26 protein-coding genes are annotated in these 26,449 nt (G+C 61.1%); 8 read left to right on the forward strand and 18 right to left on the reverse strand.

All coding sequences use genetic code 11. The features are described from left to right. Positions 1 to 6 precede the first annotated feature (6 nt). Positions 7 to 486 carry an RNA pyrophosphohydrolase gene (locus AC07XZ_RS01385; RefSeq protein WP_003229203.1) on the reverse strand — a complete coding sequence of 160 codons (480 nt, stop codon included), beginning with the start codon at positions 484 to 486 and terminating at the stop codon, positions 7 to 9. Between the two features lie 143 nt (positions 487 to 629). On the opposite strand from AC07XZ_RS01385, the gene AC07XZ_RS01390 reads away from it, so the two are divergent. Further along, the gene (locus AC07XZ_RS01390; RefSeq protein ID WP_085605945.1) at positions 630 to 1,286 is read left to right on the forward strand and encodes a histidinol-phosphatase; all 657 of its coding nucleotides are present in this window, start codon (positions 630 to 632) and stop codon (positions 1,284 to 1,286) included. Positions 1,287 to 1,406: 120 nt separating this feature from the next. Here the strand turns inward: AC07XZ_RS01390 and AC07XZ_RS01395 are convergent, their stop codons facing one another. Both AC07XZ_RS01395 and ilvA read right to left on the reverse strand, forming a co-directional pair. Beyond that, positions 1,407 to 1,832, reverse strand: coding sequence for a DUF2269 family protein (locus AC07XZ_RS01395; protein ID WP_102685808.1), 426 nt, complete (start codon positions 1,830 to 1,832; stop codon positions 1,407 to 1,409). A gap of 39 nt (positions 1,833 to 1,871) precedes the next feature. Continuing rightward, complete coding sequence (ilvA, locus tag AC07XZ_RS01400; RefSeq protein WP_011336426.1) at positions 1,872 to 3,386, reverse strand: threonine ammonia-lyase, biosynthetic; 1,515 nt, start codon at positions 3,384 to 3,386, stop codon at positions 1,872 to 1,874. A gap of 146 nt (positions 3,387 to 3,532) precedes the next feature. Between ilvA and rpiA the strand changes: the two genes are divergently transcribed. Further along, positions 3,533 to 4,207: a ribose-5-phosphate isomerase RpiA gene (rpiA, locus tag AC07XZ_RS01405; protein ID WP_007953476.1), complete on the forward strand. Its 675-nt coding sequence runs from the start codon at positions 3,533 to 3,535 to the stop codon at positions 4,205 to 4,207. 147 nt (positions 4,208 to 4,354) lie between these two features. Here rpiA and AC07XZ_RS01410 read toward each other — a convergent pair whose 3' ends face one another. The 4 genes from AC07XZ_RS01410 to AC07XZ_RS01425 form a co-directional block, all read right to left on the reverse strand. Continuing rightward, positions 4,355 to 5,272, reverse strand: a complete 918-nt coding sequence (locus tag AC07XZ_RS01410; protein WP_102685809.1) for an SdiA-regulated domain-containing protein — start codon at positions 5,270 to 5,272, stop codon at positions 4,355 to 4,357. A gap of 117 nt (positions 5,273 to 5,389) precedes the next feature. Next, positions 5,390 to 6,313 (reverse strand): SdiA-regulated domain-containing protein, encoded by a 924-nt coding sequence (locus AC07XZ_RS01415; protein WP_102685810.1) that lies wholly within the window; start codon positions 6,311 to 6,313, stop codon positions 5,390 to 5,392. Positions 6,314 to 6,536: 223 nt separating this feature from the next. Next, on the reverse strand, positions 6,537 to 7,202 hold the full coding sequence (locus tag AC07XZ_RS01420; protein ID WP_102685811.1) for a fumarylacetoacetate hydrolase family protein: 666 nt from the start codon (positions 7,200 to 7,202) through the stop codon (positions 6,537 to 6,539). 40 nt (positions 7,203 to 7,242) lie between these two features. Next, complete coding sequence (locus AC07XZ_RS01425) at positions 7,243 to 8,637, reverse strand: FAD-binding oxidoreductase (RefSeq protein ID WP_102685812.1); 1,395 nt, start codon at positions 8,635 to 8,637, stop codon at positions 7,243 to 7,245. A 204-nt stretch (positions 8,638 to 8,841) separates the two neighbouring features. On the opposite strand from AC07XZ_RS01425, the gene serA reads away from it, so the two are divergent. Further along, on the forward strand, positions 8,842 to 10,071 hold the full coding sequence (gene serA, locus AC07XZ_RS01430; protein ID WP_007953487.1) for a phosphoglycerate dehydrogenase: 1,230 nt from the start codon (positions 8,842 to 8,844) through the stop codon (positions 10,069 to 10,071). Between the two features lie 61 nt (positions 10,072 to 10,132). Here the strand turns inward: serA and AC07XZ_RS01435 are convergent, their stop codons facing one another. After that, the gene (locus tag AC07XZ_RS01435) at positions 10,133 to 10,558 is read right to left on the reverse strand and encodes a DUF4399 domain-containing protein (protein ID WP_102685813.1); all 426 of its coding nucleotides are present in this window, start codon (positions 10,556 to 10,558) and stop codon (positions 10,133 to 10,135) included. Positions 10,559 to 10,690: 132 nt separating this feature from the next. Here AC07XZ_RS01435 and AC07XZ_RS01440 point away from each other — a divergent pair, with 132 nt between their 5' ends. After that, complete coding sequence (locus AC07XZ_RS01440; RefSeq protein WP_102685814.1) at positions 10,691 to 11,269, forward strand: transporter substrate-binding domain-containing protein; 579 nt, start codon at positions 10,691 to 10,693, stop codon at positions 11,267 to 11,269. 11 nt (positions 11,270 to 11,280) lie between these two features. Here the strand turns inward: AC07XZ_RS01440 and AC07XZ_RS01445 are convergent, their stop codons facing one another. Then, the gene (locus AC07XZ_RS01445; protein ID WP_102685815.1) at positions 11,281 to 11,766 is read right to left on the reverse strand and encodes a 2-thiouracil desulfurase family protein; all 486 of its coding nucleotides are present in this window, start codon (positions 11,764 to 11,766) and stop codon (positions 11,281 to 11,283) included. 1 nt (position 11,767) lies between these two features. After that, positions 11,768 to 12,400, reverse strand: a complete 633-nt coding sequence (locus AC07XZ_RS01450) for a 2OG-Fe(II) oxygenase (protein ID WP_085746727.1) — start codon at positions 12,398 to 12,400, stop codon at positions 11,768 to 11,770. A 108-nt stretch (positions 12,401 to 12,508) separates the two neighbouring features. On the opposite strand from AC07XZ_RS01450, the gene AC07XZ_RS01455 reads away from it, so the two are divergent. After that, entirely contained in the window at positions 12,509 to 13,261 is a 753-nt protein-coding gene (locus AC07XZ_RS01455; protein ID WP_039765403.1) for a DUF2059 domain-containing protein, read from the forward strand. Position 13,262: 1 nt separating this feature from the next. Here the strand turns inward: AC07XZ_RS01455 and bipL are convergent, their stop codons facing one another. Then, positions 13,263 to 14,213 carry a phospholipase BipL gene (gene bipL, locus AC07XZ_RS01460; protein ID WP_102685816.1) on the reverse strand — a complete coding sequence of 317 codons (951 nt, stop codon included), beginning with the start codon at positions 14,211 to 14,213 and terminating at the stop codon, positions 13,263 to 13,265. Positions 14,214 to 14,310: 97 nt separating this feature from the next. On the opposite strand from bipL, the gene AC07XZ_RS01465 reads away from it, so the two are divergent. After that, positions 14,311 to 14,889, forward strand: a complete 579-nt coding sequence (locus AC07XZ_RS01465) for a DUF6436 domain-containing protein (RefSeq protein ID WP_085746729.1) — start codon at positions 14,311 to 14,313, stop codon at positions 14,887 to 14,889. Between the two features lie 103 nt (positions 14,890 to 14,992). Next, on the forward strand, positions 14,993 to 17,404 hold the full coding sequence (locus tag AC07XZ_RS01470) for a penicillin acylase family protein (RefSeq protein WP_102685817.1): 2,412 nt from the start codon (positions 14,993 to 14,995) through the stop codon (positions 17,402 to 17,404). Between the two features lie 209 nt (positions 17,405 to 17,613). Here the strand turns inward: AC07XZ_RS01470 and AC07XZ_RS01475 are convergent, their stop codons facing one another. Next, complete coding sequence (locus tag AC07XZ_RS01475; protein ID WP_102685890.1) at positions 17,614 to 18,579, reverse strand: GlxA family transcriptional regulator; 966 nt, start codon at positions 18,577 to 18,579, stop codon at positions 17,614 to 17,616. A gap of 190 nt (positions 18,580 to 18,769) precedes the next feature. Between AC07XZ_RS01475 and AC07XZ_RS01480 the strand changes: the two genes are divergently transcribed. After that, complete coding sequence (locus AC07XZ_RS01480) at positions 18,770 to 19,411, forward strand: HD domain-containing protein (RefSeq protein WP_039765393.1); 642 nt, start codon at positions 18,770 to 18,772, stop codon at positions 19,409 to 19,411. A 59-nt stretch (positions 19,412 to 19,470) separates the two neighbouring features. Here AC07XZ_RS01480 and AC07XZ_RS01485 read toward each other — a convergent pair whose 3' ends face one another. The 6 genes from AC07XZ_RS01485 to AC07XZ_RS01510 form a co-directional block, all read right to left on the reverse strand. After that, positions 19,471 to 20,361 (reverse strand): ABC transporter permease subunit, encoded by an 891-nt coding sequence (locus AC07XZ_RS01485; protein ID WP_007953503.1) that lies wholly within the window; start codon positions 20,359 to 20,361, stop codon positions 19,471 to 19,473. After that, positions 20,358 to 21,239, reverse strand: a complete 882-nt coding sequence (locus AC07XZ_RS01490; RefSeq protein WP_170844921.1) for an ABC transporter permease subunit — start codon at positions 21,237 to 21,239, stop codon at positions 20,358 to 20,360. The genes AC07XZ_RS01485 and AC07XZ_RS01490 overlap by 4 nt, the downstream gene beginning before the upstream one ends. A 35-nt stretch (positions 21,240 to 21,274) precedes the next feature. After that, positions 21,275 to 22,417, reverse strand: a complete 1,143-nt coding sequence (locus tag AC07XZ_RS01495) for an ABC transporter ATP-binding protein (protein ID WP_007953506.1) — start codon at positions 22,415 to 22,417, stop codon at positions 21,275 to 21,277. 73 nt (positions 22,418 to 22,490) lie between these two features. Further along, entirely contained in the window at positions 22,491 to 23,588 is a 1,098-nt protein-coding gene (locus AC07XZ_RS01500) for a polyamine ABC transporter substrate-binding protein (protein WP_102685818.1), read from the reverse strand. A 187-nt stretch (positions 23,589 to 23,775) separates the two neighbouring features. Further along, positions 23,776 to 24,888, reverse strand: a complete 1,113-nt coding sequence (locus AC07XZ_RS01505; RefSeq protein WP_085746731.1) for a polyamine ABC transporter substrate-binding protein — start codon at positions 24,886 to 24,888, stop codon at positions 23,776 to 23,778. A 172-nt stretch (positions 24,889 to 25,060) separates the two neighbouring features. Then, positions 25,061 to 26,425: an aspartate aminotransferase family protein gene (locus AC07XZ_RS01510; RefSeq protein WP_039765388.1), complete on the reverse strand. Its 1,365-nt coding sequence runs from the start codon at positions 26,423 to 26,425 to the stop codon at positions 25,061 to 25,063. Between the last annotated feature and the right edge of the window lie 24 nt (positions 26,426 to 26,449).

Genomic DNA, 26,449 nt, shown 5'->3' on the forward strand with positions numbered 1-26,449 from the left:
CCGTCGTCAGTCGCGCGCTAAAAGGCGCGGGGCAAGCTCTTTGAGAGCGCGGCGATACACTTCGCGCTTGAATGTCACCACCTGGCCCAACGGATACCAATAACTGACCCAGCGCCAGCCATCGAACTCCGGTTTACCGGTCAAATCCATCCGCACCCGCTGCTCGTTGGAGATCAGGCGCAGGAGAAACCATTTCTGTTTCTGGCCGATGCACAGCGGTTGGCTGTGGGTTCGCACCAGACGTTGCGGCAAACGATAGCGCAACCAGCCCCGGGTGCAGGCCAGTATTTCAACATCTTCGCGTTCCAGGCCAACTTCTTCGTTCAGCTCGCGGTACAAGGCGTCTTCCGGCGTCTCCTCGGGATTGATTCCCCCTTGCGGAAACTGCCAGGCATCTTGATTGATACGGCGAGCCCATAGCACCTGGCCGGCGTCATTCGTCAGAATGATCCCGACATTAGGGCGGAAACCATCGGGGTCGATCACGGCAACAACCTCGCAAACGCATGTCGCCGCATTGTTCCACAAAGGTTGTGAAGGCGGCAACGAGGGTTCCGAGCTTATGTGCACTCTTGTGAAAAGACCGTATTCTTGTGGCCTTTTTACTGACTTTTCAGCGGGTAACTGCAATGCGCCTGGCTTTATTCGATTTGGACAACACCCTTCTGGGCGGCGACAGCGATCACGCCTGGGGCGATTATCTGTGCGAGCGCGGCTTCCTCGACCCGGTCGCCTACAAGGCGCGCAACGACGAGTTCTATCAGGATTACCTGGCCGGCAAACTGGATAACGCCGCCTACCTGAACTTCTGTCTGGAAATCCTCGGGCGCACCGAGATGGCCGTGCTTGAGCAGTGGCACAACGATTACATGCGCGACTGCATCGAGCCGATCATGCTGCCGAAAGCGCTTGAGTTGCTGAAAAAGCACCGCGACGCCGGCGACAAACTGGTGATCATCACCGCCACCAACCGCTTCGTCACCGCACCGATCGCCGTGCGCCTGGGCGTCGAAACCCTGATCGCCACCGAGTGCGAGATGCAGGACGGTCGCTACACCGGGCGCAGCACCGACGTGCCGTGCTTCCGCGAAGGCAAGGTGACGCGCCTGAACCGCTGGCTGGAAGAAACCGGGCATTCGCTCGAAGGCAGCTATTTCTACAGCGACTCGATGAATGACCTGCCACTGCTGGAGCAGGTGGCGAATCCGGTCGCTGTTGATCCGGATCCGAACCTGCGGGCCGAAGCCGAGAAGCGCGGCTGGCCGGTGATCAGTCTGCGCGACTGATGACGTCATCGCTGGCAAGCCAGCTCCCACAAATTCTCAAGCGCTCACAAAGTCTGTGTTCACTGAGGATCCCTGTGGGAGCTGGCTTGCCAGCGATTGGGGTCAACTCGGTGTCAGGCCTTAAACCGGCTTGGCGCCCATCAACCCGGCAATCGCGATAAAGCAGACCAGCCCGAACAACGCCAGCCCCAGGCTGAACCGGCCCACGCCGCCCGGCACCTTGCGCAACCGGTTCAAACGCACCAGCAGCCAGAACCACGCCAGCGCCGCCACGCTGTAGAGCACGCTCGAAGCCAGAATCCACGTCTGCCCCAGCGGCCAGCCCACCAGATGCACCATCCACCAGCCGGTGAACGGCATGCTCACCAGCGCCAGCACGATCAACAGCCAGACAAACAGCCATGGCCGCTGCAACGTACGGCTGCCTGCCGTCGCGTCACCCTTGCGCCGTGCGCGCCAGACCCAGACTCCCAGGCCCAACGCACCGAGCAAGAGCACCGCAGTCGCCAGCATGTGCGCCGCTTTCAGGGCGGTTAACGTTTCCATGATCCGATTTCCTTATGGCCTGCCCATCAGCGTAGCCGTTCAGCCAAGAAACAGCTGGTAGGCCGGGTTGTCGCTTTCGTCCCAGTACGGGTAGCCGATTTCCTCAAGGGCTGCGGGCACCAGATGACGTTCGTCGTGGGGCACTTGCAGGCCCGCGACCACACGGCCATCCGCCGCACCGTGGTTGCGGTAGTGGAACATCGAGATGTTCCAGCGACCGCCGAGCTTGTTGAGGAAGTTGAACAGCGCGCCCGGACGCTCCGGGAACTCGAAGCGCAGCACCACTTCATCGACCACGTGTGCCGCGCGCCCGCCGACCATGTGGCGTATGTGCAGCTTGGCCAGTTCGTTGTCGGTCAGGTCGAGTACCGGGAAACCCTGCTCGGTCAGGCTCGCCAGCAGCGCACTGCGTGGGTCGTTGTCCGGGTGGGTCTGCACGCCGACAAAGATGTGCGCTTCGCTGCCATTGTTGTAGCGGTAGTTGAATTCAGTGATCTGGCGCTTGCCGATGGCCTCGCAGAAGGCCTTGAAGCTGCCGGCCTTCTCGGGGATGGTCACGGCGATGATCGCTTCGCGGCCTTCACCCAGTTCGGCGCGCTCGGCGACGTGGCGCAAGCGGTCGAAGTTGACGTTGGCCCCGGAGTCGATGGCCACGAAGGTCTGGCCGCTGACGCCGCGCTGCTCGACGTACTTCTTGATCCCGGCCACGCCCAGCGCGCCGGCCGGTTCGGTGATCGAGCGGGTATCGTCGTAGATGTCCTTGATCGCCGCGCAGATTTCGTCGGTGCTGACGGTGATCACTTCATCGACGTAATCCTTGCAGATATCGAAGGTGTGCTGGCCGATCTGCGCCACCGCCACGCCGTCGGCGAAGATGCCTACAGTCGGCAGCACCACGCGTTCGCCCGCCGCCATCGCCGCTTGCAGGCAGTTGGAGTCATCGGGCTCGACGCCGATGACCTTGATGTCCGGCCGCAGGTATTTCACGTACGCCGCGATACCGGCGATCAGACCGCCGCCGCCCACCGGAACGAAAATCGCATCCAGCGGCTGCGGATGCTGGCGCAGGATTTCCATCGCCACGGTGCCCTGCCCGGCAATGGTGTGCGGATCATCGTACGGGTGGATGTAGACGTAGCCTTTTTCATCGACCAGTTTCAGCGAGTAGGCCAGCGCTTCCGGGAAAGAATCGCCGTGCAGCACCACCTTGCCGCCACGGGAGCGCACGCCTTCGACCTTGATCTCCGGGGTAGTCTTGGGCATCACGATGGTCGCTTTCACGCCCAGCACTTTCGCCGCCAGGGCCAGGCCCTGCGCATGGTTGCCCGCCGAGGCGGTGACTACGCCGCGAGCGCGCTCTTCGTCGCTCAACTGGGTCAGCTTGTTGTAGGCGCCGCGAATCTTGAACGAGAACACCGGCTGCAAGTCTTCGCGCTTGAGCCAGATATCGTTGCCCAACCGCTCGGAGAGCTGGCGGGCGTTCTGCAGCGGGGTTTCTACGGCAACGTCATAAACGCGCGAGGTGAGGATCTTCTTGACGTACTGTTCGAGCATCGGAAAGCATCACTGGCGGTTGGGCGGGACCAGCGAGTCTAACCCGGCTTTCGGCCGGACGACCACACGAATGCAGAGGTTTTAGCCCGGCTTGAGGCTATAATGCCGGCCTTTCCGTTCTTACCTTGCCCGCTTCCGGAGCCCGCATGACCCAGGATCAACTCAAACAGGCCGTGGCCCAGGCCGCCGTCGACTTCATCCTTCCGAAACTCGACGACAAGAGCATCGTCGGCGTCGGCACCGGCTCCACCGCCAACTGCTTCATCGACGCCCTGGCCCAGCACAAAGGCGCGTTCGACGGCGCGGTCGCGAGCTCCGAAGCCACCGCCGCGCGCCTCAAGGGCCACGGGATTCCGGTGTACGAGCTGAACACCGTGAGCAACCTGGAGTTCTACGTCGACGGCGCCGATGAAAGCGACGAGCACCTGAACCTGATCAAGGGCGGCGGCGCAGCCCTGACCCGCGAGAAGATCGTCGCGGCTGTGGCCCAGACATTCATCTGCATCGCCGACGCCAGCAAACTGGTGCCGGTGCTGGGTGCGTTCCCGCTGCCGGTGGAAGTGATCCCGATGGCCCGCAGCCACGTCGCCCGCCAGCTGGTGAAGCTGGGCGGCGACCCGGTCTACCGCGAAGGCGTGCTGACCGACAACGGCAACATCATCCTCGACGTGCACAACCTGCAGATCACCAATCCGGTGGAGCTGGAAGCGCAGATCAATGCGATCGTCGGCGTGGTCACCAACGGTTTGTTCGCGGCGCGTCCGGCGGATCTGCTGTTGCTGGGTACCAGCGAAGGTGTGAAGACCCTGAAGGCTGAGTAACCTCAGGCTGCCTGCAAATTCGCGGGCAGACGACTAAACCCGTGGGAGCGAGCCTGCTCGCGAAAGCGCCAATTCAGCCAACATCTTCATTGGCTGACGCGACGCAATCGCGAGCAGGCTCGCTCCCACAGTGTTTTGCGGCGCGAATTATTTCTGCGCAGGCTTCCTGAAGACATAAAACAGATTCGGCTCGCTCACCAGATACAACGTCCCGTCGTCATCCATCGCGATACCTTCCGCCTGCGGCACGGTTTTCTTCAGGCCCTGCCGGCCACCGCTCAATGACATGGTGCTCAACGGGCGCCCGTCCACATCCAGTTCCAGAATCAGCCGTGACTCGTCGGACAGCGCCAGTAAATGGCCGCTGCGCTCGTCGTATTGCAGGCTCGACAGATCGCGCACGAACATCCCGGCATCGCGCTTGGGATTGTTGATCACGTGTACCGCGTAGGATTTTTCCGGGTTGAAGTGCGGAAAACCGTGCACTTCATAGATCAGCATCGGATCCCGCTCCTTGGCCACGAACAGGCGTTTGCCCACCGAGTCGTACGCCAGGCCTTCAAACCCCTTGTTGCCGCTCATGTGCACACCGAGGGTCATTTGCTCGGCGTCCGCTGCATCGAGGAACGTGGTGCCGTGTTCCAGATGGATCTTGATCAGGCGTTGCTGGCGTTCATCGGTGATCACGTAGGTGTCGGCGCTGATGAACTCCACCGCCTCCGGATCACCGAAGCCGATCAAGGCGACACGGCGCAGGATCGTGCCGTCCAGCGACAGCTCGACCAGTTCGGCATTCTTGTTGGTCACGGTGAACAGGCTCTTGCGCACCGGATCGTAGGTCAGCGCCGAGACATCGTCGTTCAGCCCGTCGATGACCTTCGCTTCAATCTCCACCCGGTATTGATCCAGCCCGATCGCCTCGCTGCTCATCGGCTGCCATAGCGTATGCAGGTTGAACCAGGCACGCTCGAACAGGCGCATGTATTGGCCGATCGCAATCAACGCGATCAGGGCAATCACCGACAGGATGATGAACAGAGGCTTGGGGCGGGCAAGTCGACGCATTCGGGCAGGCTCGGAGTCAAAACAGGCGGATGAAATATCACGCCTGTCTGAACTGAAGCTTAATGGCCACTTGCCTCAGGCCACAACTGCACAGATCTGCAATTGCTGTAGGAGTCGTTACTTCTGCTTTTCGAAGCGGTAGAACAGGTTCGGCTCGCTGACCATGTACAGCGTGCCCGCCTCGTCCATGGTCACGCCTTCGGCGCGGGGAATGGTTTTCTTCAAGCCGTTGAAACCGCCGAGCAGGGTCATGAAGCTGACCTGCTCGCCCTTCTCGTCCAGCTCCAGCAGCAAATGCGAATCGGCGGACAGGACCAGGGTGTGGCCGGTGCGCGGGTCGATCGACAGAGCCGAGAGGTTACGCAGGTCCAGTTCGTCGCTGTCGAGTTTCTGCTTGTCGCCCTTGAGCGTCTGGCTGCCGTCGCTTTTCCAGGTGAACAGCGCAGGCGGACGCTCTTCGCCCAGCAGCAGTTGCTGGTTGCGGGCGTCCCAGGTGATGGCTTCAAAAGCCTTGTTCTGGTCTTTCGACGGCCCCAAGTCGTATTTCGGGAAATCGTCACGCTTCAGTTCGCGGGTCTCGGCATCGACCTTGACGATGGAGAGCAGGTGCTCGCGCTCGTCGACAATCGCCATCAAGCCGTTTTCCATCACCGTCAGGCCTTCGGGATTGCTCCAGCCCACCAGCGGCATCTTGCGCAGCACGTCACCCTGCAGGGTCAGCTCGACCAGGAACGGATTCTTGCCCATCACCGAAAACAGGGTTTTGGTCTGCGGGTTATAGGACAGGTCCGAAGCTTCGTCCTTTTCCATCCCCGGCAGCAGCTTGGCGTCGATCACCACGCGGTAGTCCGGAAGCCAGACACTTTCCTGCTTCTCGGCCGGGCTTTCAAAACGCTCCAGCACCCACAACAGGCCACGGTCATCCCAATGCATGGCAAACGCCAGCCCGTACGCAGCGACGGCTGCCAACACAATCCAGGAAGACCAGCGCAGGGCGAAGCGCGAACGGCGGGCGGGTTTGAGCTGAGTTTGAGATGACATCAAAGGACGCGTTCCGAAAATTCAGGCTACGGGTAATAGCACAAAGAGGCCGGCTCAGACGCCAGAATGACCGGAATTATCCGGACAGAATGTGAAAAAAACGGCAAATGGCCGGAATGCCCTGCGTCTTTGCAGGTCGCATCACAAAACGAAAACGGGAGACTGCAGACTTGAGGGCTGAGCTCAAATCTGCAATCTCCCGCTCGGGAACGCGATGTACGGATCAGCGAACGCTGCTGGTGAAGCGACTGGCGCCCGGCAGCTCCAGCACGATCTCATCACCAACGTTCAGCGGGCCGACGCCCACCGGCGTGCCGGTCAGGATCACGTCACCGGCCTGCAGCGAAAAGCAGCCGGCCATGTGCTGGATCATCGGCACGATCGGATTGAGCATCGCGCTGCTGTTGCCGTCCTGGCGCACTTCGCCGTTGATGGTCAGGCGGATGCCGATGTCGGTCAGGTCGGCGAAAGTGCTGCCGACCACGAACGGCGCAATCACCGCCGCGCCGTCGAACGACTTGGCGATTTCCCACGGCAGGCCCTTGGACTTGAGCTCGGCCTGCTTGTCGCGCAGGGTCAGGTCCAGCGCCGGGGCGAAACCGGAGATCGCGTCCAGCACTTCTTCACGGCTCGGCTTGATCGACAGCGGCTTGCCGATCAACACGGCGATTTCCGCCTCGTAATGCACGGAGCCACGCTCGGTCGGAATGCTGAAACCGCCTTCCAGCGGCACCACGCAACTGCCCGGCTTGATGAACAGCAACGGCTCGGTAGGCACCGGGTTGTCCAGTTCCTTGGCGTGTTCGGCGTAGTTACGCCCGATGCACACCACTTTCCCCAGCGGAAAATGAATCCGCGTACCGTCGACATACTGGTGCTGATAGCTCATTACCGACTCCTGCCTTCATTGATTCATCAGGGATTGCCAATCAAACCGCGAAGATCTTGCCCGGGTTCATGATGCCGTTCGGGTCGAACACCGTTTTGACCGCTTTCATGTATTCGATTTCCACCGGCGAGCGGCTGTAGGTCAAGTAATCGCGTTTGGTCATGCCCACACCGTGTTCGGCGGAAATCGAACCGTTGTACTTCTCGACGGTTTCGAACACCCACTTGTTGACGGTGGCGCACTTGGTGAAAAAATCGTCCTTGCTCAGGTTGTCCGGCTTGAGGATGTTCAGGTGCAGGTTGCCGTCGCCGATGTGGCCGAACCAGACGATTTCGAAATCCGGATAGTGTTTGCCGACGATCGCGTCGATTTCCCGCAGGAACGCCGGGACTTTCGAGACGGTGACCGAGATATCGTTCTTGTATGGCGTCCAGTGGGAGATGGTTTCGGAGATGTACTCGCGCAACTTCCACAGGTTCTGCAACTGGGTTTCGCTCTGGCTCATCACGCCATCCAGCACCCAGCCCTGCTCCACGCAGTGTTCGAAGGTTTCCAGGGCGCTGTTGGCCACCTCTTCAGTGGTCGCCTCGAATTCCAGCAAGGCATAGAACGGGCAGTCGGTTTCGAACGGCGCCGGAACATCGCCACGGCCCATGACCTTGGCCAGGGCCTTGTCGGAGAAAAACTCGAACGCGGTCAGGTCGAGTCGGCCCTGAAAGGCGTGCAGCACCGGCATGATCGAATCGAAATCGGCGGTGCCGAGGACCATCGCGGTCAGGTTTTTCGGCGAGCGATCCAGGCGCATGGTGGCCTCGACCACAAAACCCAGGGTGCCTTCGGCGCCGATGAACAGCTGGCGCAGGTCATAACCGGTGGCGTTCTTGATCAGGTCCTTGTTCAGTTCCAGCACGTCGCCCTTGCCGGTCACCACTTTCATGCCCGCCACCCAGTTGCGGGTCATGCCGTAGCGAATGACCTTGATCCCGCCGGCATTGGTGCCGATGTTGCCGCCAATCTGACTGGAACCTGCCGAAGCGAAGTCCACCGGGTAGTACAAGTCATGTTCTTCGGCGGCGTTCTGCAATTGTTCGGTGACCACGCCCGGCTGACAGACGGCGGTGCGGTCGGTCAGGTTGATGTCGAGAATCTGATTCATGTAGTCGAACGACACGACCACTTCGCCATTGGCGGCCACGGCTGCGGCGGAGAGCCCGGTGCGCCCGCCCGACGGCACCAGCGCGACTTTGTGTTCGTTGGCCCAGCGGACGACGGCCTGCACCTGCTCGATGGTCTTGGGGAACACGATGGCGCTGGGCGCCGGGGCGAAGTGCTTGGTCCAGTCCTTGCCGTAAGCGTTCAGGGAGTCGGCATCGGTCAGGACTTTGCCAGGCTCGACCAGGGTCTTCAGTTCATCAATCAGGGCAGGATTGGTCATCGACGGAACTCTCGAACAATTCATGGTCATCCTGAGAACGCTTCACGTCGCAGGAATGAGTGTTTAGCGGGGTGGCTATGCTAGCATACCGACCCCGCAGGCCAGTGCCCAAGGCCGGTTCTGCGGTGACGGCTTTCTTGTCGTCCAGGTCAATGTCTGTTGACCATTTCCTGCCATTTTTCTCCGGGATACAGGTTTACGCAGATGAGCAAGACTTCTCTCGATAAGAGCAAGATCAAGTTCCTTCTTCTCGAAGGCGTCCACCAATCGGCTGTCGACGTCCTCAAGGCGGCGGGCTACACCAGCATCGAATACCTGACAGGCTCCCTGCCGGAAGCCCAGCTCAAGGAAAAGATCGCTGACGCTCACTTCATCGGCATTCGTTCGCGCACCCAGCTGACCGAAGAGATCTTCGATCACGCGAAGAAGCTGGTCGCGGTCGGCTGTTTCTGCATCGGCACCAACCAGGTTGACCTGGAAGCGGCCCGCGAGCGCGGCATCGCCGTGTTCAACGCGCCTTACTCCAACACCCGCTCCGTTGCCGAGCTGGTGCTGGCCGAAGCGATCCTGCTGCTGCGCGGCATCCCTGAGAAAAACGCTTCCTGCCACCGTGGCGGCTGGATCAAGTCCGCAGCCAACTCTTTCGAGATCCGTGGCAAGAAACTGGGCATCGTCGGCTACGGCTCCATCGGTACTCAGCTGTCGGTCCTGGCTGAAGGCCTGGGCATGCAGGTGTTCTTCTACGACACTGTGACCAAGCTGCCACTGGGCAACGCGACCCAGGTCGGCAACCTGCACGAGCTGCTGGGCATGTCCGACATCGTCACCCTGCACGTTCCGGAAACCGCTGCGACCCAGTGGATGATCGGCGAGAAGGAAATCCGCGCCATCAAGAAGGGCGGCATCCTGATCAACGCTGCACGCGGCACCGTGGTCGAGCTGGATCACCTGGCTGCTGCGATCAAGGACAAGCACCTGATCGGCGCCGCCATCGACGTGTTCCCGGTCGAGCCGCGCTCCAACGACGAAGAGTTCGAAAGCCCGCTGCGTGGCCTGGATAACGTGATCCTGACCCCGCACATCGGCGGTTCCACCGCTGAAGCGCAGGCCAACATCGGTCTGGAAGTGGCAGAAAAACTGGTCAAGTACAGCGACAACGGTACTTCGGTATCGTCGGTGAACTTCCCGGAAGTGGCCCTGCCGGCTCACCCTGGCAAGCACCGCCTGCTGCACATCCACGAGAACATCCCGGGTGTGATGAGCGAGATCAACAAGGTCTTCGCCGAAAACGGCATCAACATCTCCGGTCAGTTCCTGCAGACCAACGAGAAGGTCGGCTACGTGGTGATCGACGTCGACGCCGAGTACTCGGAGCTGGCGCAAGAGAAGCTGCAACACGTCAACGGCACCATCCGTAGCCGCGTATTGTTCTGATCCGACGCTGAGCGACAAAAAAGGGAGCCTTCGGGCTCCCTTTTTCATGCACGCGAAAACATCATTCGACGTTGACGGTGATCTTCTTCGACACGATCGGCGGATCGAACGCCATGTGGCCGCTGTCACCCAGCTCCAGCTGCAGGGTGTGCTTGCCCGGCGCGAGCTTGATGTCGGCCTGGGTCTGCGCCTTGCCGAAGTGCATGTGGTTGGCGTCGGTCGGCACGACGGAGCCGGCCGGAACGACTTCCTTGGCATCGATCAGCAGATGGTGATGACCGGTGTTCTTGGTGACGTCACCGGCCGGTGCCAGCGCGATGTCCTTTACACCGAACTTGACCGTGAAGGTCTGCGAAACCGTGGCTCCGTCCTCGGGAGAAACGATGAACACTTCGGCGCCCTTCGGTGCCGGTGTGGCCGCACTGGCCAGTACCGAAACACCCATCAGCACACCGGCCAACGCTGCACGTGACATAAAGCTTTTCATTTTCTTCTCCAGTTTTTCCGTAAAATCCGCACGGTCATGACAACTTCATGACCATTCGTTGTCGAAGGCACTCGACAACCATAGCAAAGCGAGCCTGGAAAACAGGCCGATATCGATTTCAAAGGAGTGACCATGCGTTTTCTGCCTGGCCTGATCTGCCTGCTTCCCCTTCTGAGCCCTCTGGCTCACGCCGAACTGATTGATGACGTCTACGACCGTGGCGAGTTGCGCATAGCCCTTGAGGCTAATACACCGCCCTTCAATTTCAAGGACGGCGACACGCTCACGGGGTTCGAGGTCGAGCTTGGGCAACTGCTGGCCAACGAACTGGATGTGCGCGCCGACTTCATCGTCACCGACGAAGCCGATCTGCTCCAGGGCGTCGAAAGCGGCAAGTACGACGTCGCGCTCAACCACATAGCACTGACCCCGGAACTCAAGGATCGTTTCGACGTGAGCGAGCCTTACACGCAGGTCAATGCGCAGTTGTTGGCGAAAAAGGACGAGCAACCTCAGCCGCTGGTTCTGGTACAGGCGCTGACTGAAGAGAAACCGAAGGTCAAGCCGCCGGTGGATCTGGCGATTCCGTTTCAGAAGGGCAACCCGGCGTTTCACGCGAGTCTGGAAAATGCCTTGCAGCGGATCAGGGCGGATGGGCGGCTGGAGGCGTTGTCGAAGAAGTGGTTGAGTGTGCAGGCTACGGAAAACTGAAGTGAACGTGACTAGTCGAGCAAGCTGAGGGCCTGTGCGGCTTGCGGCAGTTCGAGTTCGCTGAAGACCTGCACCCCATGGCGCTTCAGCAACGCGGCGGTAACGCCCTTGCCACTCACCTTCACCCCACTGAACGTCCCGTCATAGGTCAACAGATTCCCGCACGAAGGGCTGTTGGCCTTGAGCACCGCCACCCGAATCCCGTGCTTCTGCACAAGCGCCAGCGCCTGCCGCGCACCATCCAGAAACTGCGCACTGACGTCTTCGCCCTCGGTGGTGATCACCGAGGCGAGTCCGTCCAGCACTTCGCTGCCCTGCCCGCCCGGAATCTCTGCCGCTGCCCGTGGCGTCGGCAAACCACCGGCGACTTCCGGGCACAGCGGCACTACCCGGCCTTCGCTGATCCACTGCTCCAGCAGATCGAACGGCCCGCTGGCTCCACCGTCATAACGCACGCGATGGCCAAGCAGGCAGCGGCTCACAAGAATCCTGTGCATCTCAGAACGGCTCGTTGCCACGGCGGCGGAACCAGCCTGTCAGCGACAGCCGCTCGCGATTGGCCGGCAACACTTCATGAGGGACTTCGCCGGAGAGAAACACCACCAGACACCCGCCTGTAGGCTGTACGTCGTGAACGCGCTCATTCTCCAGGTACATGCGCAGTTGCCCGCCATCCTCCGGCAGCCAGCCGTCATTGAGGTAGATCACCGCCGAGACCATGCGCCGGTCATCGTCGCGGAAACGGTCGACGTGCTTGCGGTAGAACGCACCCGGCGGGTACAGGGCGAAGTGGCACTCGAAGTCTTCAAGCCCGAGGAACAGGCCCCGGTTGAGCGCTTCGCGCAAGCTGTCCATCAGGTTCAGGTAGCGGTCACTGGCCTCGGCCTGACCGGGGTCGATCCACTGGATATGGTCGCCACGAATCCCCTCGCGGATCTCCGAAAACGGGCCACGTCCGACCCCCGCCGGCGCCAGTTCACCTTCGGCGTCACGTTTGCGGCACTCGGCCGCCAGTGCGCGGGTCAAATCCGCAGGCAGGAAAATGTTCTGCTGCGACCAGCCGCGCTCGGCCAGGTCGTCGACGATACGTAACAGCAGCGGGTGATCAGAGGATATTTGCATGGCGCGCATAGTATGCCTGCGGCAAGAAATCCGACAGAGCCACGCGGCGGCTTGATACGAATTCTCGACAAGTACTGGCACCGCACGGAGAATAGTCGGCTGCCGACAGGAGTCCTTATGCGCCGTTTGCTTTTTTCACTGTTGATGTTCTGCGTTTTGCCCGCCTGGGCGGACGGCCACGACCAGTTGTACAAGGTCGCCGGCTGGCCAGAACAACGCGCGCATTTCAACGACGCCCTGAGTGCCGCGCAGCAGCGTTACCAGAACAGCCTGCCGCCGGCGGTGTTTCAGGCGCTGGTGAACAACAGCAACCAGCGCTTCGCCCCTCAGGCCGTGGATCAACGGGCCGAAGCGCAGCTGCGCAAGAACCTCGCCGATCCGAAACCGGCCCTGTCGTTCTTTCAGTCACCGCTGGGCAAGAAGATCGTCGCCGCCGAACTGCTGGCGACCCGCCGCGATCAATTGGCAAAAAACGCCAAGGGCCTGCCGAAGATGCCGGCCAGCGACAGCCGCCTGCTGATCATCGGTCACCTCGCCCAAGCCCTGCCCGCCCGTGAAGCCGGTGCCGAAGTCAGCCTGGCGATTGCCGGCGTGGCGGCGGACAGCCTGAGCTCGATGATCCCCGGCCTGCTCGGCGGCGGTCAGGCCCAAGGCATGTTGAATGGTCAACGCCAGCGCCTGATGGATCAGATCGGTGCCGACCTGAACAACACGCTGCTATACGTTTATCGCGATCTGTCGGATGAAGAACTGGAAGAGTTCGCGACCTTTGCTGAATCCACCGAAGGCAAAGCCTACTATCAGGCCGCGCTGGCCGCGATTCGCGCCGGGCTGGCCGTCGGCCAGAGCACCTCGAACCTCAGTCAGTGATCTAGGGGTTGCGGCCCTTGATCCGCTTGCTCAGGAACTCGAAATACTCCTCGCGCATTTCCGCCGTCTCGTTGGCCAGGTGATGCCGCGCCTCGGCCAGCAACAGAATCTGCGGCCGGTCGAACTTCCACTTCATCACTTGCAGGTTGTGCTGCCAGTCCACGGTCATGTCCGCCTGGCCCTGAACGATCAGTGGCCGGCGTGGACTTTTCTTCGCGTATTCGACCCGGTTGATCCAGCGTGACAACGCCCCGACCCAGGCAGTCGGCAAGCGTTTGGGCTGCAACGGATCAGCCTGCAGGAACGGCAGGAAATCCGGATCGTTGGAGTTCTCGCTGAAACGCCGGGCGATGCCCCTGACAAAAGGCCTGAGCAGGTAATAACTGAACTGCGACCAGCCCCAGGCACGCGGACGCACCAGCGGCGCCAGCAGAATCAGTTGCCCCTGCGCCGGGCTGTTTTCACCATGATTGAGCACGTGATCGACAATGATCGCCCCGCCGGTGCTTTGCCCGCACAAGTGCCACGGCTGCGGCAGGGCAATCGAGCGCGCCTCGGCGAACAAGCCTTGCAGCGCATCCTGATACTCGGAGAAGTCGCGGATGCTCGCCCGCTCGCCGCTGGACAGACCATGCCCCGGCAGATCGCAGGCAATCACCGCGAAGCCCTGATCCAGCGCCCACTCGATCACATGCCGGTAAAGACCAGTGTGATCATAAAAACCGTGCACCAGAAACAGCGTGGCCTTGGCGGTTTCCGCCGGCCACCAGCAATGACTGACCAGTTGATAGCCATCGATGTCGAACCGGCCCATCCCACGCCAGACATCGCGCTCCGGAAAGTCGGTCTTGTAGAAACGCTGATACGCCTTCGCCTCCTCGGACAACGGCTGCCACTCGGCCAGAGGCTTGAGGCTCGCACGCAGATGATCGGGATCGAAGGCAACAGACATGGGCAATTCCAGAACGGTAAACGGACTTTATCGGCCTGCGATATTCATCTGTCGCGGCAAGCATGGCAAGCTAGCGCGCTCTCAAGGAATCAAAACCATGCGTTCGCCCTACCGCACCGCACTGTTTGCCAGCCTGCTCGCCATCGTGTGTGCCGGCGTGCTGTGGGCCGCGTACGACTGGTTTCAGGGCCGCTACCTGCGGGCGTTCAGCGAACACACCGCTGTGTTTTCCGGCGACCCGTTGCGCCTGCCCGACGACCTCGCCGGCCCCGGCAATATCCGTCTGGTGCACTTCTGGGATCCCGCCTGCCCGTGCAACGTCGGCAATCAACAGCACCTGAGCGAGATGGTCGAACAGTTCGGCCCCAAGGGCGTGGAATTCTTCGCGGTGCAGAAGGCCGGCAGCCACGGCCAGTTGCCCGCCACCCTCAGCAATCTCAAAACCATCACGGTCCTGCCCGGCTCCGAACAGATTCCCGCCAGCCCGGCCGTGGCGATCTGGGACCGCAGCGGCAGACTGGCGTACTTCGGCCCCTACAGCGAAGGCCTGACGTGCAACTCCAGCAACAGTTTTATCGAACCGATCCTGCAAGCCTTGAGTGATGATCGTCCGGTCAATGCGACTCATACGCTGGCGGTCGGTTGTTACTGCCCGTGGCCGGCCGAGAAGAAGTAAGGCATTCCGGACATTTCAAGGACGGCGATGCGCAGCACACGAGGCGTGTGCTAATTGTTTGCAGCCCGCACGGGCGGCAATCCCGAATGCACAAGGAGTCACCATGAAACGCGTCTTCACCGTTCTTGCCTTGCTCATCGTTGTCCTGCTCGCCGCTGGCGGGTGGTATGTCTACAGCAAGCAACCGACGCGTCAGGGCCAGGTGGAGTTGCGCAACCTGCAAGGGTCGGTGACCGTGCGTTACGACGAGCGCGGTGTGCCGCACATCCGTGCCGAAAACGAGACCGACCTCTACCGCGCCCTCGGCTATGTGCACGCCCAGGATCGCCTGTTTCAGATGGAAGCCATGCGCCGTCTGGCCCGGGGCGAACTGGCCGAAGTGCTCGGGCCGAAACTGCTCGACACCGACAAGCTGTTCCGCAGCCTGCGCATCCGCGAGCGGGCCGCCAGTTACGTGGCCGGCCTCGACAAGCAGTCACCGGCGTGGAAGGCCCTGCAAGCCTATCTGGACGGCATCAATCAATATCAGGACTCGCACGCCGCCCCTGTCGAGTTCGACGTGCTGGGCATCCCCAAGCGGCCGTTCACCGCCGAGGACAGCATCAGCGTCGCCGGCTACATGGCCTACAGCTTTGCCGCCGCGTTTCGCACCGAACCGTTGCTGACCTACGTGCGCGATCAATTGGGCGCCGATTACCTCAACGTCTTCGACCTCGACTGGCAGCCCAAGGGCGTGCTCGCCAAAGGCCACGCCGGCACCGCACCGGCCCTCGCCGCCGAAGACTGGAAAGACCTGAACACCCTCGCCCGCGTCAGCGAACAGGCATTGATCGACAACGGTCTGCCGCAGTTCGAAGGCAGCAACGCCTGGGTGATCGCCGGCAGCCACAGCAAGAGCGCCAAGCCCTTGCTGGCCGGCGATCCGCACATTCGTTTTTCGGTGCCGTCGGTGTGGTACGAGGCGCAGCTGTCGGCGCCGGGTTTTGAACTCTACGGCCATCATCAGGCGCTGGTGCCGTTTGCGTTTCTCGGCCACAACCTGGATTTCGGCTGGAGCCTGACCATGTTCCAGAACGATGACCTGGATCTGATCGCCGAGAAGGTCAATCCGGACAACCCGGATCAGGTCTGGTATCGCGGCCAGTGGACCGACATGGTCAAGACCGAGCAGCAGATCGCCGTGAAAGGCCAGACGCCGGTGACCATAACCCTGCGCCAGTCGCCCCACGGGCCGATCGTCAACGACGCCCTCGGTACAGCCGCAGGGAAAACTCCGATTGCGATGTGGTGGGCGTTCCTCGAAACACCGAACCCGATCCTCGAAGGTTTCTACCAGCTTAACCGCGCCGACACCTTGGCCAAGGCTCGTGCCGCAGCCGCCAAGGTGCAGGCGCCGGGGCTGAACATCGTCTACGCCAACGCCAAGGGCGATATCGCCTGGTGGGCCTCGGCGCTATTGCCCAAGAGGCCGGCCGGCGTGAAGCCTGGCTTCATTCTCGACGGCAACAGCAATCAGGCGGACAAGGACGGCTACTTCCCGTTCAGCGCCAACCCGCAGGAGGAGAACCCGGCGCGGGGCTATATCGTCTCGGCCAACTTCCAGCCCGTGTCGCCGACCGGCATGGAGATTCCCGGTTACTACAACCTCGCTGACCGTGGCCAACAGCTCTACCGCCAGCTCGCCGACAAAAACGTGAAGTGGGACAACGAGGCCAACCAGAAGCTGCAACTGGGCACCGCCACCGGTTATGGCCCGCGTCTGCTGGCGCCGTTGCTGCCGGTGCTGCGTGAAGTGGCGGGCAATCCCGCCGAGCAGAAGCTGATCGAACAACTGGCCCAATGGCAAGGCGACTATCCGCTGGATTCAGTCAGTGCGACGGTGTTCAACCAGTTCCTGTTCAACCTCGCCGACGCGGCAATGCGCGATGAGCTGGGCAATGATTTCTTCGAAACCCTGCTGTCGACCCGAGTGATCGATGCGGCGCTGCCCCGGCTCGCGGCGAATGCCGATTCACCGTGGTGGGACAACCGCAGCACGCCGAACAAGGAAACCCGCGCCGACACTGTGCGCACAGCGTGGCAAGCGAGCATGGCGCACCTGAAATCGACCCTCGGCGACGATGCTTCCGGCTGGCAATGGGGCAAGGCGCACACGCTGACCCATGGTCATCCGCTGGGCCAGCAGAAACCGCTGGACCGCATTTTCAACGTCGGTCCGTTCGCCGCACCGGGCTCACATGAAGTGCCGAACAACCTCTCGGCGAAGATCGGCCCCGCGCCGTGGCCGGTGACCTACGGCCCGTCGACCCGTCGGCTGGTGGACTTCGCCGACCCGGCTCACAGCCTGACCATCAACCCGGTCGGCCAGAGCGGCGTGCCGTTCGACAGCCACTATGACGATCAGGCGGAAGCGTATGTGGACGGGATGTATGTGCAGGCGCATTTCAGTGAGGAAGAGGTGACGGCGAATACTCGGAGTACTCTGAAGCTGCTGCCAAAGCGGGCTGAGCCATAAAAGCCGCCCTCACCCCAGCCCTCTCCCCGAGGGAGAGGGAGCCAACCGAGGTGTCTTGCGTCATACGTCGACCTGAAAGATCGGAGTCGATTATGGATTCACAGCAGATCGTTCAGGTCGGCGTATCTCTCCAATATCCCCCAATCGGCCCCCTCTCCCTCGGGGAGAGGGCTGGGGTGAGGGGGTAGCGGTCTCAAGCCAACCTCGGCTCAAAGCATCGCCGCAAAATTCAGCCGGAATTGCTGCGGCGTCACCCCCAGCCGCCGGTTGAACACACTGCGCATATGTTGCGCATCGCGAAACCCGCACTGATAGGCCACGGTCTTCAGCGGCGCCGTGGTGCTTTCAAGCATCACCCGCGCCGCATCCACCCGCGCCCGCTCGACGAATTCCGCCGGGGTGACTTTCGCTTCGCGGGCAAACACCCGAGAGAAATTTCGCGCACTCATGTTCGCCGCGTTCGCCAGATCGGCGATGGTCAGGTCGCCGGTGAGATTGGCCAGCACATACAGCTGCACCATCGCCACCGCCGACGTCGGCTCGGCATGGGGCGTAAGGAACGGGCTGAACTGCGACTGCCCGCCCGAGCGCTGGGTGAACACCACCAGCCGCTTGGCCACGCTCAGCGCCACCTCGGCCCCGTGATCTCGCGCCAGCAGGTACAGCGACAGATCGATCCCCGCCGTCACCCCCGCCGAGGTGTAGAGCTGGCCGTCCTCGACATACAACCGATCAGCCTCGACCCGGCTCGACGGGCACAACTGCGCCAGCGCTTCGGCGTCGTTCCAGTGGGTGGTGACCGTGCGCCCGTCCAGCAACCCGGCACGGGCGAGCATGAACGCGCCGTTGCAGATCGAGCCAAAACGCCGCGCCCGCCCACAGGCCTCACACAGCCAGGCATCAAACGTCTCGCCGAAATCCAGGAACGGCAACTGCGGCCCACCCGCCACCAGCAGCAAATCGTAAACCTGCAACGCTTCGCTGAAATGCCGATGCGCACTCAGGGTCAGCCCGTTGGAACACGCCATCGACCCGCGCTCGACACCGATCACGTCGAGCCGGTAATGATCCTCCGGCGCCAGGAAGCGGTTGGCCTCGGCGAACACGTCCATCGGCCCGCTGACGTCCAGCGCCTGCACGCCGGGGAACACCACGATGGCGACGGTTCTGTTCATGGCGATGTCGGCTCCCGGGGAATGGCGGATCAGCGCCAACCCTAGCCAATCCTCGCCGCAGAAGCGAGCTGGCACGATTTGCAGGTGGAATGGCAAGGATCGCAGCCATGGATCGATTGTCCGGTTTTGCCCCCGGGAACAGACTTTCCCCATCAGCGCCGTGACGGCGTTTTCGACGAGGAAGCTCAACATGACCACGACCATCGCCGGTATCCGGATCCCCGACAGCGCCCTCGCCCGGGCCACCACCGAGTACATCCGCGACATCGAATCCGACCTGCTTTACCACCACTCGCGCCGGGTATTTCTGTTCGGCGCCTTGAGCGGTGAGCGCCAGCAACTGGCCTACGATCCGGAACTGCTGTACGTCGGCGCGATGTTCCACGACCTGGGTCTGGTCGAAGGTCACCGCAGCGATGACGAGCGCTTCGAAGTCGATGGCGCCAACGCAGCCGCCGCGTTTCTCAAGCCGTACGGGTTGAGCGATGACGACATCGAGCAGGTCTGGTTGTCGATCGCCCTGCACACCACGCCGGGGGTGCCGAAGCATCTGCGCCCGACCGTGGCGCTGGTGACCGCAGGCGTCGAGATGGACGTGCTGGGCATGGACTACGCGGCGTTCACCACGGTGCAGCGCGAGGCGGTGGTGCATGCGCATCCACGGGGCGAAGGTTTCAAGGAGTGCATCATCTGCGCGTTCGCCGATGGCTTGCGTCATCGCCCGCAGACTACGTTCGGCAATGTGAAGACCGATGTGTTGAAGGATCAAGCGCCGGGATTCAAGCCGATGAACTTCGTCGAAGTGATTCGCCAGTCGCCCTGGGTTTCCTGACCGGCATAAAAAAACCTCGCGACCGTTATCGGTCGCGAGGTTTTTTTGTACCGGGAGGCTTACGCCGCTTCCGGCGTCGGCGCCCGGCGCACGTCCGGTTGCTTCCACGAATCCGCAGCGCCTTCTTCGATGGCCTGCTGAATCGCTTTCTTGCGAGCTTCTTCGGCACGGCGGCTGAAGAACCAGACCAGGAAGGTCACCAGCGACACCGCCAGCAGAATCAGACTGGCCACGGCGTTGATCTCAGGCTTCACGCCCAGACGCACCGCCGAGAACACTTCCATCGGCAGGGTCGTCGAACCCGGCCCCGACACGAAGCTCGCCAATACCAGGTCGTCCAGCGACAGCGCGAACGACATCATGCCGCCCGCTGCCAGCGACGGCGCGATCATCGGGATGGTGATCAGGAAGAACACCTTCCACGGACGCGCGCCGAGGTCCATCGCCGCTTCTTCGATCGACAGGTCCAGCTCGCGCAGACGCGCCGACACCACCACCGCCACATACGCCGCACAGAACGTGGTGTGAGCGATCCAGATGGTGACGATGCCCCGCTCCTGTGGCCAGCCGATCATCTGCGCCATCGCCACGAACAGCAGCAACAGCGACAGACCGGTAATCACTTCAGGCATTACCAGCGGCGCGGTGACCAGGCCGCCGAACAGCGTGCGGCCCTTGAAACGGGTGATGCGGGTCAGCACGAAGGCTGCCAGCGTACCCAGCGCCACGGCGGCAATCGCGGTGTAGCAGGCGATTTCCAGCGAGCGCACCACCGAGCCCATCAGTTGCGAGTTGTCGAGCAGGCCGACGTACCACTTCACCGACCAGCCGCCCCACACCGTCACCAGTTTCGAGGCGTTGAACGAGTAGATCACCAGAATCAGCATCGGCAGATAGATGAACAACAGGCCGAGCACCAGCATCAGGCTGGAGAAACGGAAGCGCTTCATTCTTTACCCTCCATTTCCTTGGCCTGACTGCGGTTGAACAGGATGATCGGCACGATCAGGATCGCCAGCATCACCACCGCCAGGGCGGACGCCACCGGCCAGTCACGGTTGTTGAAGAACTCTTGCCAGAGCACTTTACCGATCATCAGGGTTTCCGGACCGCCCAGCAGTTCCGGGATCACGAACTCGCCCACCACCGGGATGAACACCAGCATGCAGCCGGCGATGATGCCGTTTTTGGACAGCGGCACGGTGATTTTCCAGAAGCTGTTGAAGGTGCTCGAACCCAGGTCGGAAGCGGCCTCCAGCAGGCTGGTGTCGTGCTTCACCAGGTTGGCGTACAGCGGCAGGATCATGAACGGCAGGTACGAGTAGACGACGCCGATGTACACCGCCAGGTTGGTGTTGAGGATCTGCAGCGGCTCGTCGATCAAGCCCATGCTCATCAGGAAACCGTTGAGCAGGCCGTTGTTGCTGAGGATGCCCATCCAGGCATAGACGCGGATCAGGATCGCGGTCCAGGTCGGCATCATGATCAGCAGCACCAGCACCGTTTGCAGCTCTTTGCGGGCGCTGGCGATGGCGTAGGCCATCGGGTAACCGATCAACAGGCACAGCAGCGTGCTGAAAAATGCCATCTTCAGCGAGCCGAGGTAGGCGGCGATGTACAGTTCGTCGTCGCCGAGCATTGCGTAGTTGCCCAGGTTCAGCAGCAGTTGCAGCTTCTGCTCGGCGTAGGTGTAGATCTCGGTGTACGGCGGGATGGCCACGTCCGCTTCGGCGAAGCTGATCTTCAAAACGATGAAGAACGGCAGCATGAAGAACAGGAACAGCCAGATGAACGGAACCCCGATGACCAACTGGCGGCCACCGGGAATTATTCGATTGAGCCGGCGTTTGAATTTGCGCATGTTCATGAGCGAAGTACCACGCCGCTGTCGTCTTCCCACCACACGTAAACCTGATCGCCCCAGGTCGGACGTGCGCCACGGCGTTCGGCGTTGGCCACGAACGACTGCACCAGCTTGCCGCTCGGCAATTCGACGTAGAACACCGAGTGACCGCCGAGGTAGGCGATGTCATGCACCTTGCCGCTCGACCAGTTGTATTCGCAGGTCGGCTGGTCGGCGGTGACCAGCAGTTTTTCCGGACGGATCGCGTAGGTCACGGACTTGTCCTGCACCGAGGTGCTGATGCCGTGGCCGACGTAGATCTGCCGGTCGAGGTCCTTGCAGGTGATGGTCGCGTGGCCTTCGGCATCGTCGATCACTTCGCCTTCGAAGATGTTCACGTTACCGATGAATTCGCAGACCAGACGGCTGGTCGGGGTTTCGTAGATGTCGATCGGGCTGCCGATCTGGGCGATCCAGCCCAGGTGCATGATCGCGATGCGCTCGGCCATGGTCATGGCCTCTTCCTGGTCGTGGGTCACCATCACGCAGGTCACGCCCACGCGCTCGATGATCTCAACCAGCTCGAGCTGCATTTGCGAACGCAGTTTCTTGTCCAGTGCGCCCATCGGCTCGTCGAGCAGCAGCAGTTTCGGCCGCTTGGCCAGCGAACGCGCCAGCGCCACACGCTGACGCTGACCGCCGGACAACTGGTGCGGCTTGCGCTTGGCGTACTGGCTCATCTGCACCAGCTTGAGCATCTCGGCCACGCGGGCGTCGATCTCGGCCTTGGGAATCTTGTCCTGTTGCAGGCCGAAAGCGATGTTCTGCGCCACGGTCATGTGCGGGAACAGGGCGTAGGACTGGAACATCATGTTGATCGGTCGCTCGTACGGCGGCATGTCGGTGATGTCGACGCCGTCGAGGAAAATGCGCCCCTCCGTGGGCCGTTCAAACCCTGCCAGCATCCGCAGCAGAGTGGATTTGCCCGAGCCCGAACCGCCGAGCAGGGCGAAGATTTCGCCCTTCTTGATTTCCAGGGACACATCGTCCACGGCAACCGTCTCGTCGAACTTCTTCGTGACCCGGTCGATTTTGACCAGCACCTGTTTCGGTGTCTGGTCGCCCTCGAGGGCTTTCTTATAGGCGCCGGAGGCAACTGCCATTTACAAAACTCCCAGAAAAAAAGAGTGCAGTTCGCCCACGCAAGACGAACCCAGGATAGTTTGTACGTTGAAGCTATTTACCCGACTTGACCTTGGTCCAGCTGCGGGTCATCAAACGCTGAATGTTCGGCGGCAACTCGATCGACACGTAGGTCTTGTCGAGCACGGCCTGCGGTGGATAAACCGACTCGTCGGTGCGGATGGACTGCTCCATCAGCTTGTCCGAACCCGGGTTGGGGTTGGCGTAACCGACGTAATCACTGACCTGGGCGATCACCTCAGGTTTCAGCAAATAGTTGATGAAGGCGTGGGCCTCTTTGACGTTGGCCGAATCCTTCGGAATCGCCAGCATGTCGAACCACAGCGCGCCGCCCTCTTTCGGGATCGAGTAGGCGATGTTCACGCCCTTCTTGGCTTCTTCGGCGCGATTCTTGGCCTGGAAGATGTCGCCGGAGAAACCGATGGCCACGCAGATGTCGCCGTTGGCCAGATCGCCGATGTATTTCGAGGAATGGAAGTAGGTCACATACGGACGCACCGCCAGCAGTTTGGCCGTGGCCTTCTCGTAATCCTTGGGATTGGTGCTGTTGGCGTTCAGGCCCATGTAGTTGAGCACGGTCGGCATCATTTCATCGGCCGAATCGAGGAACGCCACGCCGCAGCTGTGCAGCTTCTTGATGTTCTCCGGCTCGAACAGCACGCTCCAGGAGTCGATCTTGTCGACGCCGAGCACGGCTTTCACTTTGTCGACGTTGTAGCCGATGCCGTTGGTGCCCCACAGGTACGGTACGGCGTACAGGTTGCCCGGATCGTTCTGTTCCAGGCGCTTGAGCAGCACCGGATCGAGGTTGGAATAGTTCGGCAGTTGCGCCTTGTCGAGCTTCTGGAATGCCCCCGCCTTGATCTGCTTGCCGAGGAAGTGGTTCGACGGCACGACCACGTCGTAGCCGGTACGCCCGGCGAGCAGTTTGCCTTCCAGGGTTTCGTTGGAGTCGAACACGTCGTAGACCGGTTTGATCCCGGTGTCTTTCTGGAAATCGGCCAGGGTGGTCTCGCCGATGTAATCCGACCAGTTATAAATATGCACAGTACCGGCGGCTTGGGCACCGACAGCGAACGTCAGGCCGGCAGCGGCCAGCAGGGCATTGCGCAAAGAAGAAAAAATAGGCAAGTGGAGGTCCTCTAATTTAGTTGGGCCCAAGTTGCCCCGTGCTGCATGACAGTCACGGTTGCCCGGCAACAAAACCGGCGCGCAACTTACCTTCGAAAAACCGTTCCAGCAAAACTTTCTGTCATTTAATTGCACCGCTGACCGCCCGGGTGAAGGCGACGGCCAGCGGTGACTGCTTCAAACCGGCTTATTTACCGGATTTGATCTTGGTCCAGCTGCGAGTGATCAGGCGCAGGGTAGGCGCGTCCAGATCGCTGATCGCATAGAGCTGCTTCTTCACTTCAGCCGAAGGGTAGATGCTCGGATCGCTGGTGATTTCCTTGTCCACCAGGGCGGTGGCCGCCTTGTTGCCGTTCGGGAAACGCACGGCGTTGGTGATTTCGGCCATCACTTTCGGCTCGAGCAGGTAGTTCATGAACTTGTAGGCGGCTTCGACGTTTTCGGCATCCTTGGGAATGGCGACCATGTCGTAGAAAGTACCGGCACCTTCTTTCGGAATGGTGTAGGCCAGTTTGACCTTGTCACCGGCTTCCTTGGCGCGGGTCTTGGATTGTTCCAGGTCACCCGAGTAGCCGACCGCCACGCAGATGTTGCCGTTGGCCAAGTCCGAGATGTACTTCGAGGAGTGGAAGTAAGCCACCGAAGGACGGATCTTGAGGAACAGGTCTTCGGCGGCTTTCAGGTCAGCCTTGTCCTTGCTGTTGGTCGGCTTGCCCAGATAGTGCAGAGCCGCGGGAATCATTTCGGTCGGCGCGTCGAGGAAGCTCACACCGCAGCTTTTCAGCTTCTCGATGTTTTCAGGCTTGAACACGATGTCCCAGGAATCGATCTTGTCGATGCCCAGTGCAGCCTTGACCTTGGCCGGGTTGTAGCCGATGCCGATCGAACCCCACATGTACGGGAACGCGTGCTTGTTGCCCGGGTCGCTGGCGTCGCCAACGGCCTTGAGCAGGTCTTCGTCGAGGTTCTTCCAGTTCGTCAGCTTGGACTTGTCCAGTTCCTGATAAACGCCGGCCTTGATCTGTTTGGCCAGGAAGTTGTTGGAAGGCACCACGATGTCGTAACCGGATTTGCCGGCCAGCAGCTTGGCTTCCAGGGTTTCGTTGCTGTCGAAAACGTCATAGACGACCTTGATGCCCGTCTCTTTTTCGAAATTGGCAACCGTGTCCGGCGCGATGTAGTCGGACCAGTTGTAAACGTGCAACACCTTGTCGTCCGCCTGAACCGCACCCGCCATCACGCCCATCAGGGACATGGCGAGCAGAGTCTTGCCAGCGAGCTTTTTGCCTAATGCCTTCATGCGTTAATGCTCCAAATTTTTCTTTTTTGAACCACTTTGTTCAGCGGCCGAACCCGGACAACTGGAACCGCGGCTAGTCTGGCAAGATCCGAGGCGGTCTTTCAAGAAAAGACCAGCCTTTCTGACAGCTCCGAGCGACAGCGCAACAGCTCCATCGCTCAGAGCCTAGCACTTAGCCCTGCAACGCACTCAGGGTCAGGTCCAGGCACTTGCGTGCCTTTGTAACCAGTTCATCGATCTCCGCCTTGCTGATCACCAGCGGCGGCGCGATGATCATGGTGTCGCCCACGGCACGCATGATCAGCCCGTTGTCGAAGCAGAACTGGCGGCAGATCATGCCCACACCCTTGCCTTCGTAACGCTTGCGAGTGGCCTTGTCCTGCACCAGCTCGATGGCCCCCAGCAGACCGACTCCGCGCACTTCACCCACCAACGGGTGATCGTTCAGTTCGCGCAGACGTTTCTGCAAATACGGTGCCGTTTCTTCATGGGCGCGTTCGATGATTTTCTCTTCGCGCAGAATCCGGATGTTTTCCAGACCTACTGCCGCCGCTACCGGGTGACCGGAGTAGGTGAAGCCGTGGTTGAAGTCGCCGCCCTCGTTGAGCACCGCCACCACTTCGTCGCGCACGATCAGGCCACCCATCGGGATGTAGCCGGACGTCAGGCCTTTGGCGATGGTCATCATGTGTGGCTTGAGGTCGTAAAAATCACTGCCGAACCATTCGCCGGTACGGCCGAAACCGCAGATCACTTCATCGGCCACGAACAGGATGTCGTACTTGGCGAGGATTTCCTTGATGCGCGGCCAGTAGGTGTCTGGCGGAATGATCACGCCGCCGGCGCCCTGGATCGGCTCGGCAATAAAGGCACCGACGTTGTCGACGCCGACTTCCAGAATCTTTTCTTCCAGCTGATTGGCCGCCCAGATCCCGAACTCTTCCGGGGTCATGTCGCCGCCTTCGGCGAACCAGTACGGCTGCGCGATGTGGACGATGCCCGGAATCGGCAGGTCGCCCTGTTCGTGCATGTAGGTCATGCCGCCCAGGCTTGCGCCTGCCACGGTGGAACCGTGGTAGCCGTTCTTGCGGCTGATGATGACTTTCTTGTTCGGCTGGCCCTTGATCGCCCAGTAGTGGCGAACCATGCGCAGCATGGTGTCGTTGCCTTCGGAACCGGAGCCGGTGAAGAACACGTGGTTCATGCCTTCTGGCGCCACGTCGGCGATGGCCTTGGCCAGTTCCAGCGCCGGCGGGTGCGCGGTCTGGAAGAACAGGTTGTAGTAAGGCAGTTCGCGCATCTGTTTGGCGGCAGCATCCGCCAGCTCATCGCGTCCATAACCGATCGCCACACACCACAGACCCGCCATGCCGTCGAGGATCTTGTTGCCCTCGCTGTCCCACAGGTACACGCCCTTGGCGTTGGTGATGATCCGTGGACCCTTTTCTTTCAGCTGCTTGAAGTCGCTGAACGGGGCCAGGTGGTGATCGCTGCTGAGGGCTTGCCACTCACGGGTTTGCGGGTTGTTGCTGGTCATGCCAATTCTCCTTGTTATCGGTGA

Source organism: Pseudomonas sp. GW458-11-26-14-LB4, assembly GCF_059423925.1.

Coding starts and splice junctions, on each gene's coding strand:
- AC07XZ_RS01395 (WP_102685808.1), bottom strand. CDS start 1,832: ATGGAAACGTTAACCGCCCTGAAAGCGGCGCACATGCTGGCGACTGCG.
- AC07XZ_RS01415 (WP_102685810.1), bottom strand. CDS start 6,313: ATGTCATCTCAAACTCAGCTCAAACCCGCCCGCCGTTCGCGCTTCGCC.
- AC07XZ_RS01455 (WP_039765403.1), top strand. CDS start 12,509: ATGCGCCGTTTGCTTTTTTCACTGTTGATGTTCTGCGTTTTGCCCGCC.
- AC07XZ_RS01495 (WP_007953506.1), bottom strand. CDS start 22,417: ATGGCAGTTGCCTCCGGCGCCTATAAGAAAGCCCTCGAGGGCGACCAG.
- AC07XZ_RS01435 (WP_102685813.1), bottom strand. CDS start 10,558: ATGAAAAGCTTTATGTCACGTGCAGCGTTGGCCGGTGTGCTGATGGGT.
- AC07XZ_RS01445 (WP_102685815.1), bottom strand. CDS start 11,766: ATGCACAGGATTCTTGTGAGCCGCTGCCTGCTTGGCCATCGCGTGCGT.
- AC07XZ_RS01485 (WP_007953503.1), bottom strand. CDS start 20,361: ATGAAGCGCTTCCGTTTCTCCAGCCTGATGCTGGTGCTCGGCCTGTTG.
- AC07XZ_RS01470 (WP_102685817.1), top strand. CDS start 14,993: ATGAAACGCGTCTTCACCGTTCTTGCCTTGCTCATCGTTGTCCTGCTC.
- ilvA (WP_011336426.1), bottom strand. CDS start 3,386: ATGCTCGAACAGTACGTCAAGAAGATCCTCACCTCGCGCGTTTATGAC.
- AC07XZ_RS01420 (WP_102685811.1), bottom strand. CDS start 7,202: ATGAGCTATCAGCACCAGTATGTCGACGGTACGCGGATTCATTTTCCG.
- AC07XZ_RS01425 (WP_102685812.1), bottom strand. CDS start 8,637: ATGACCAATCCTGCCCTGATTGATGAACTGAAGACCCTGGTCGAGCCT.
- AC07XZ_RS01505 (WP_085746731.1), bottom strand. CDS start 24,888: ATGAAGGCATTAGGCAAAAAGCTCGCTGGCAAGACTCTGCTCGCCATG.
- bipL (WP_102685816.1), bottom strand. CDS start 14,213: ATGTCTGTTGCCTTCGATCCCGATCATCTGCGTGCGAGCCTCAAGCCT.
- AC07XZ_RS01440 (WP_102685814.1), top strand. CDS start 10,691: ATGCGTTTTCTGCCTGGCCTGATCTGCCTGCTTCCCCTTCTGAGCCCT.
- AC07XZ_RS01475 (WP_102685890.1), bottom strand. CDS start 18,579: ATGAACAGAACCGTCGCCATCGTGGTGTTCCCCGGCGTGCAGGCGCTG.
- AC07XZ_RS01510 (WP_039765388.1), bottom strand. CDS start 26,425: ATGACCAGCAACAACCCGCAAACCCGTGAGTGGCAAGCCCTCAGCAGC.
- rpiA (WP_007953476.1), top strand. CDS start 3,533: ATGACCCAGGATCAACTCAAACAGGCCGTGGCCCAGGCCGCCGTCGAC.
- AC07XZ_RS01390 (WP_085605945.1), top strand. CDS start 630: ATGCGCCTGGCTTTATTCGATTTGGACAACACCCTTCTGGGCGGCGAC.
- AC07XZ_RS01480 (WP_039765393.1), top strand. CDS start 18,770: ATGACCACGACCATCGCCGGTATCCGGATCCCCGACAGCGCCCTCGCC.
- AC07XZ_RS01465 (WP_085746729.1), top strand. CDS start 14,311: ATGCGTTCGCCCTACCGCACCGCACTGTTTGCCAGCCTGCTCGCCATC.
- AC07XZ_RS01410 (WP_102685809.1), bottom strand. CDS start 5,272: ATGCGTCGACTTGCCCGCCCCAAGCCTCTGTTCATCATCCTGTCGGTG.
- serA (WP_007953487.1), top strand. CDS start 8,842: ATGAGCAAGACTTCTCTCGATAAGAGCAAGATCAAGTTCCTTCTTCTC.
- AC07XZ_RS01450 (WP_085746727.1), bottom strand. CDS start 12,400: ATGCGCGCCATGCAAATATCCTCTGATCACCCGCTGCTGTTACGTATC.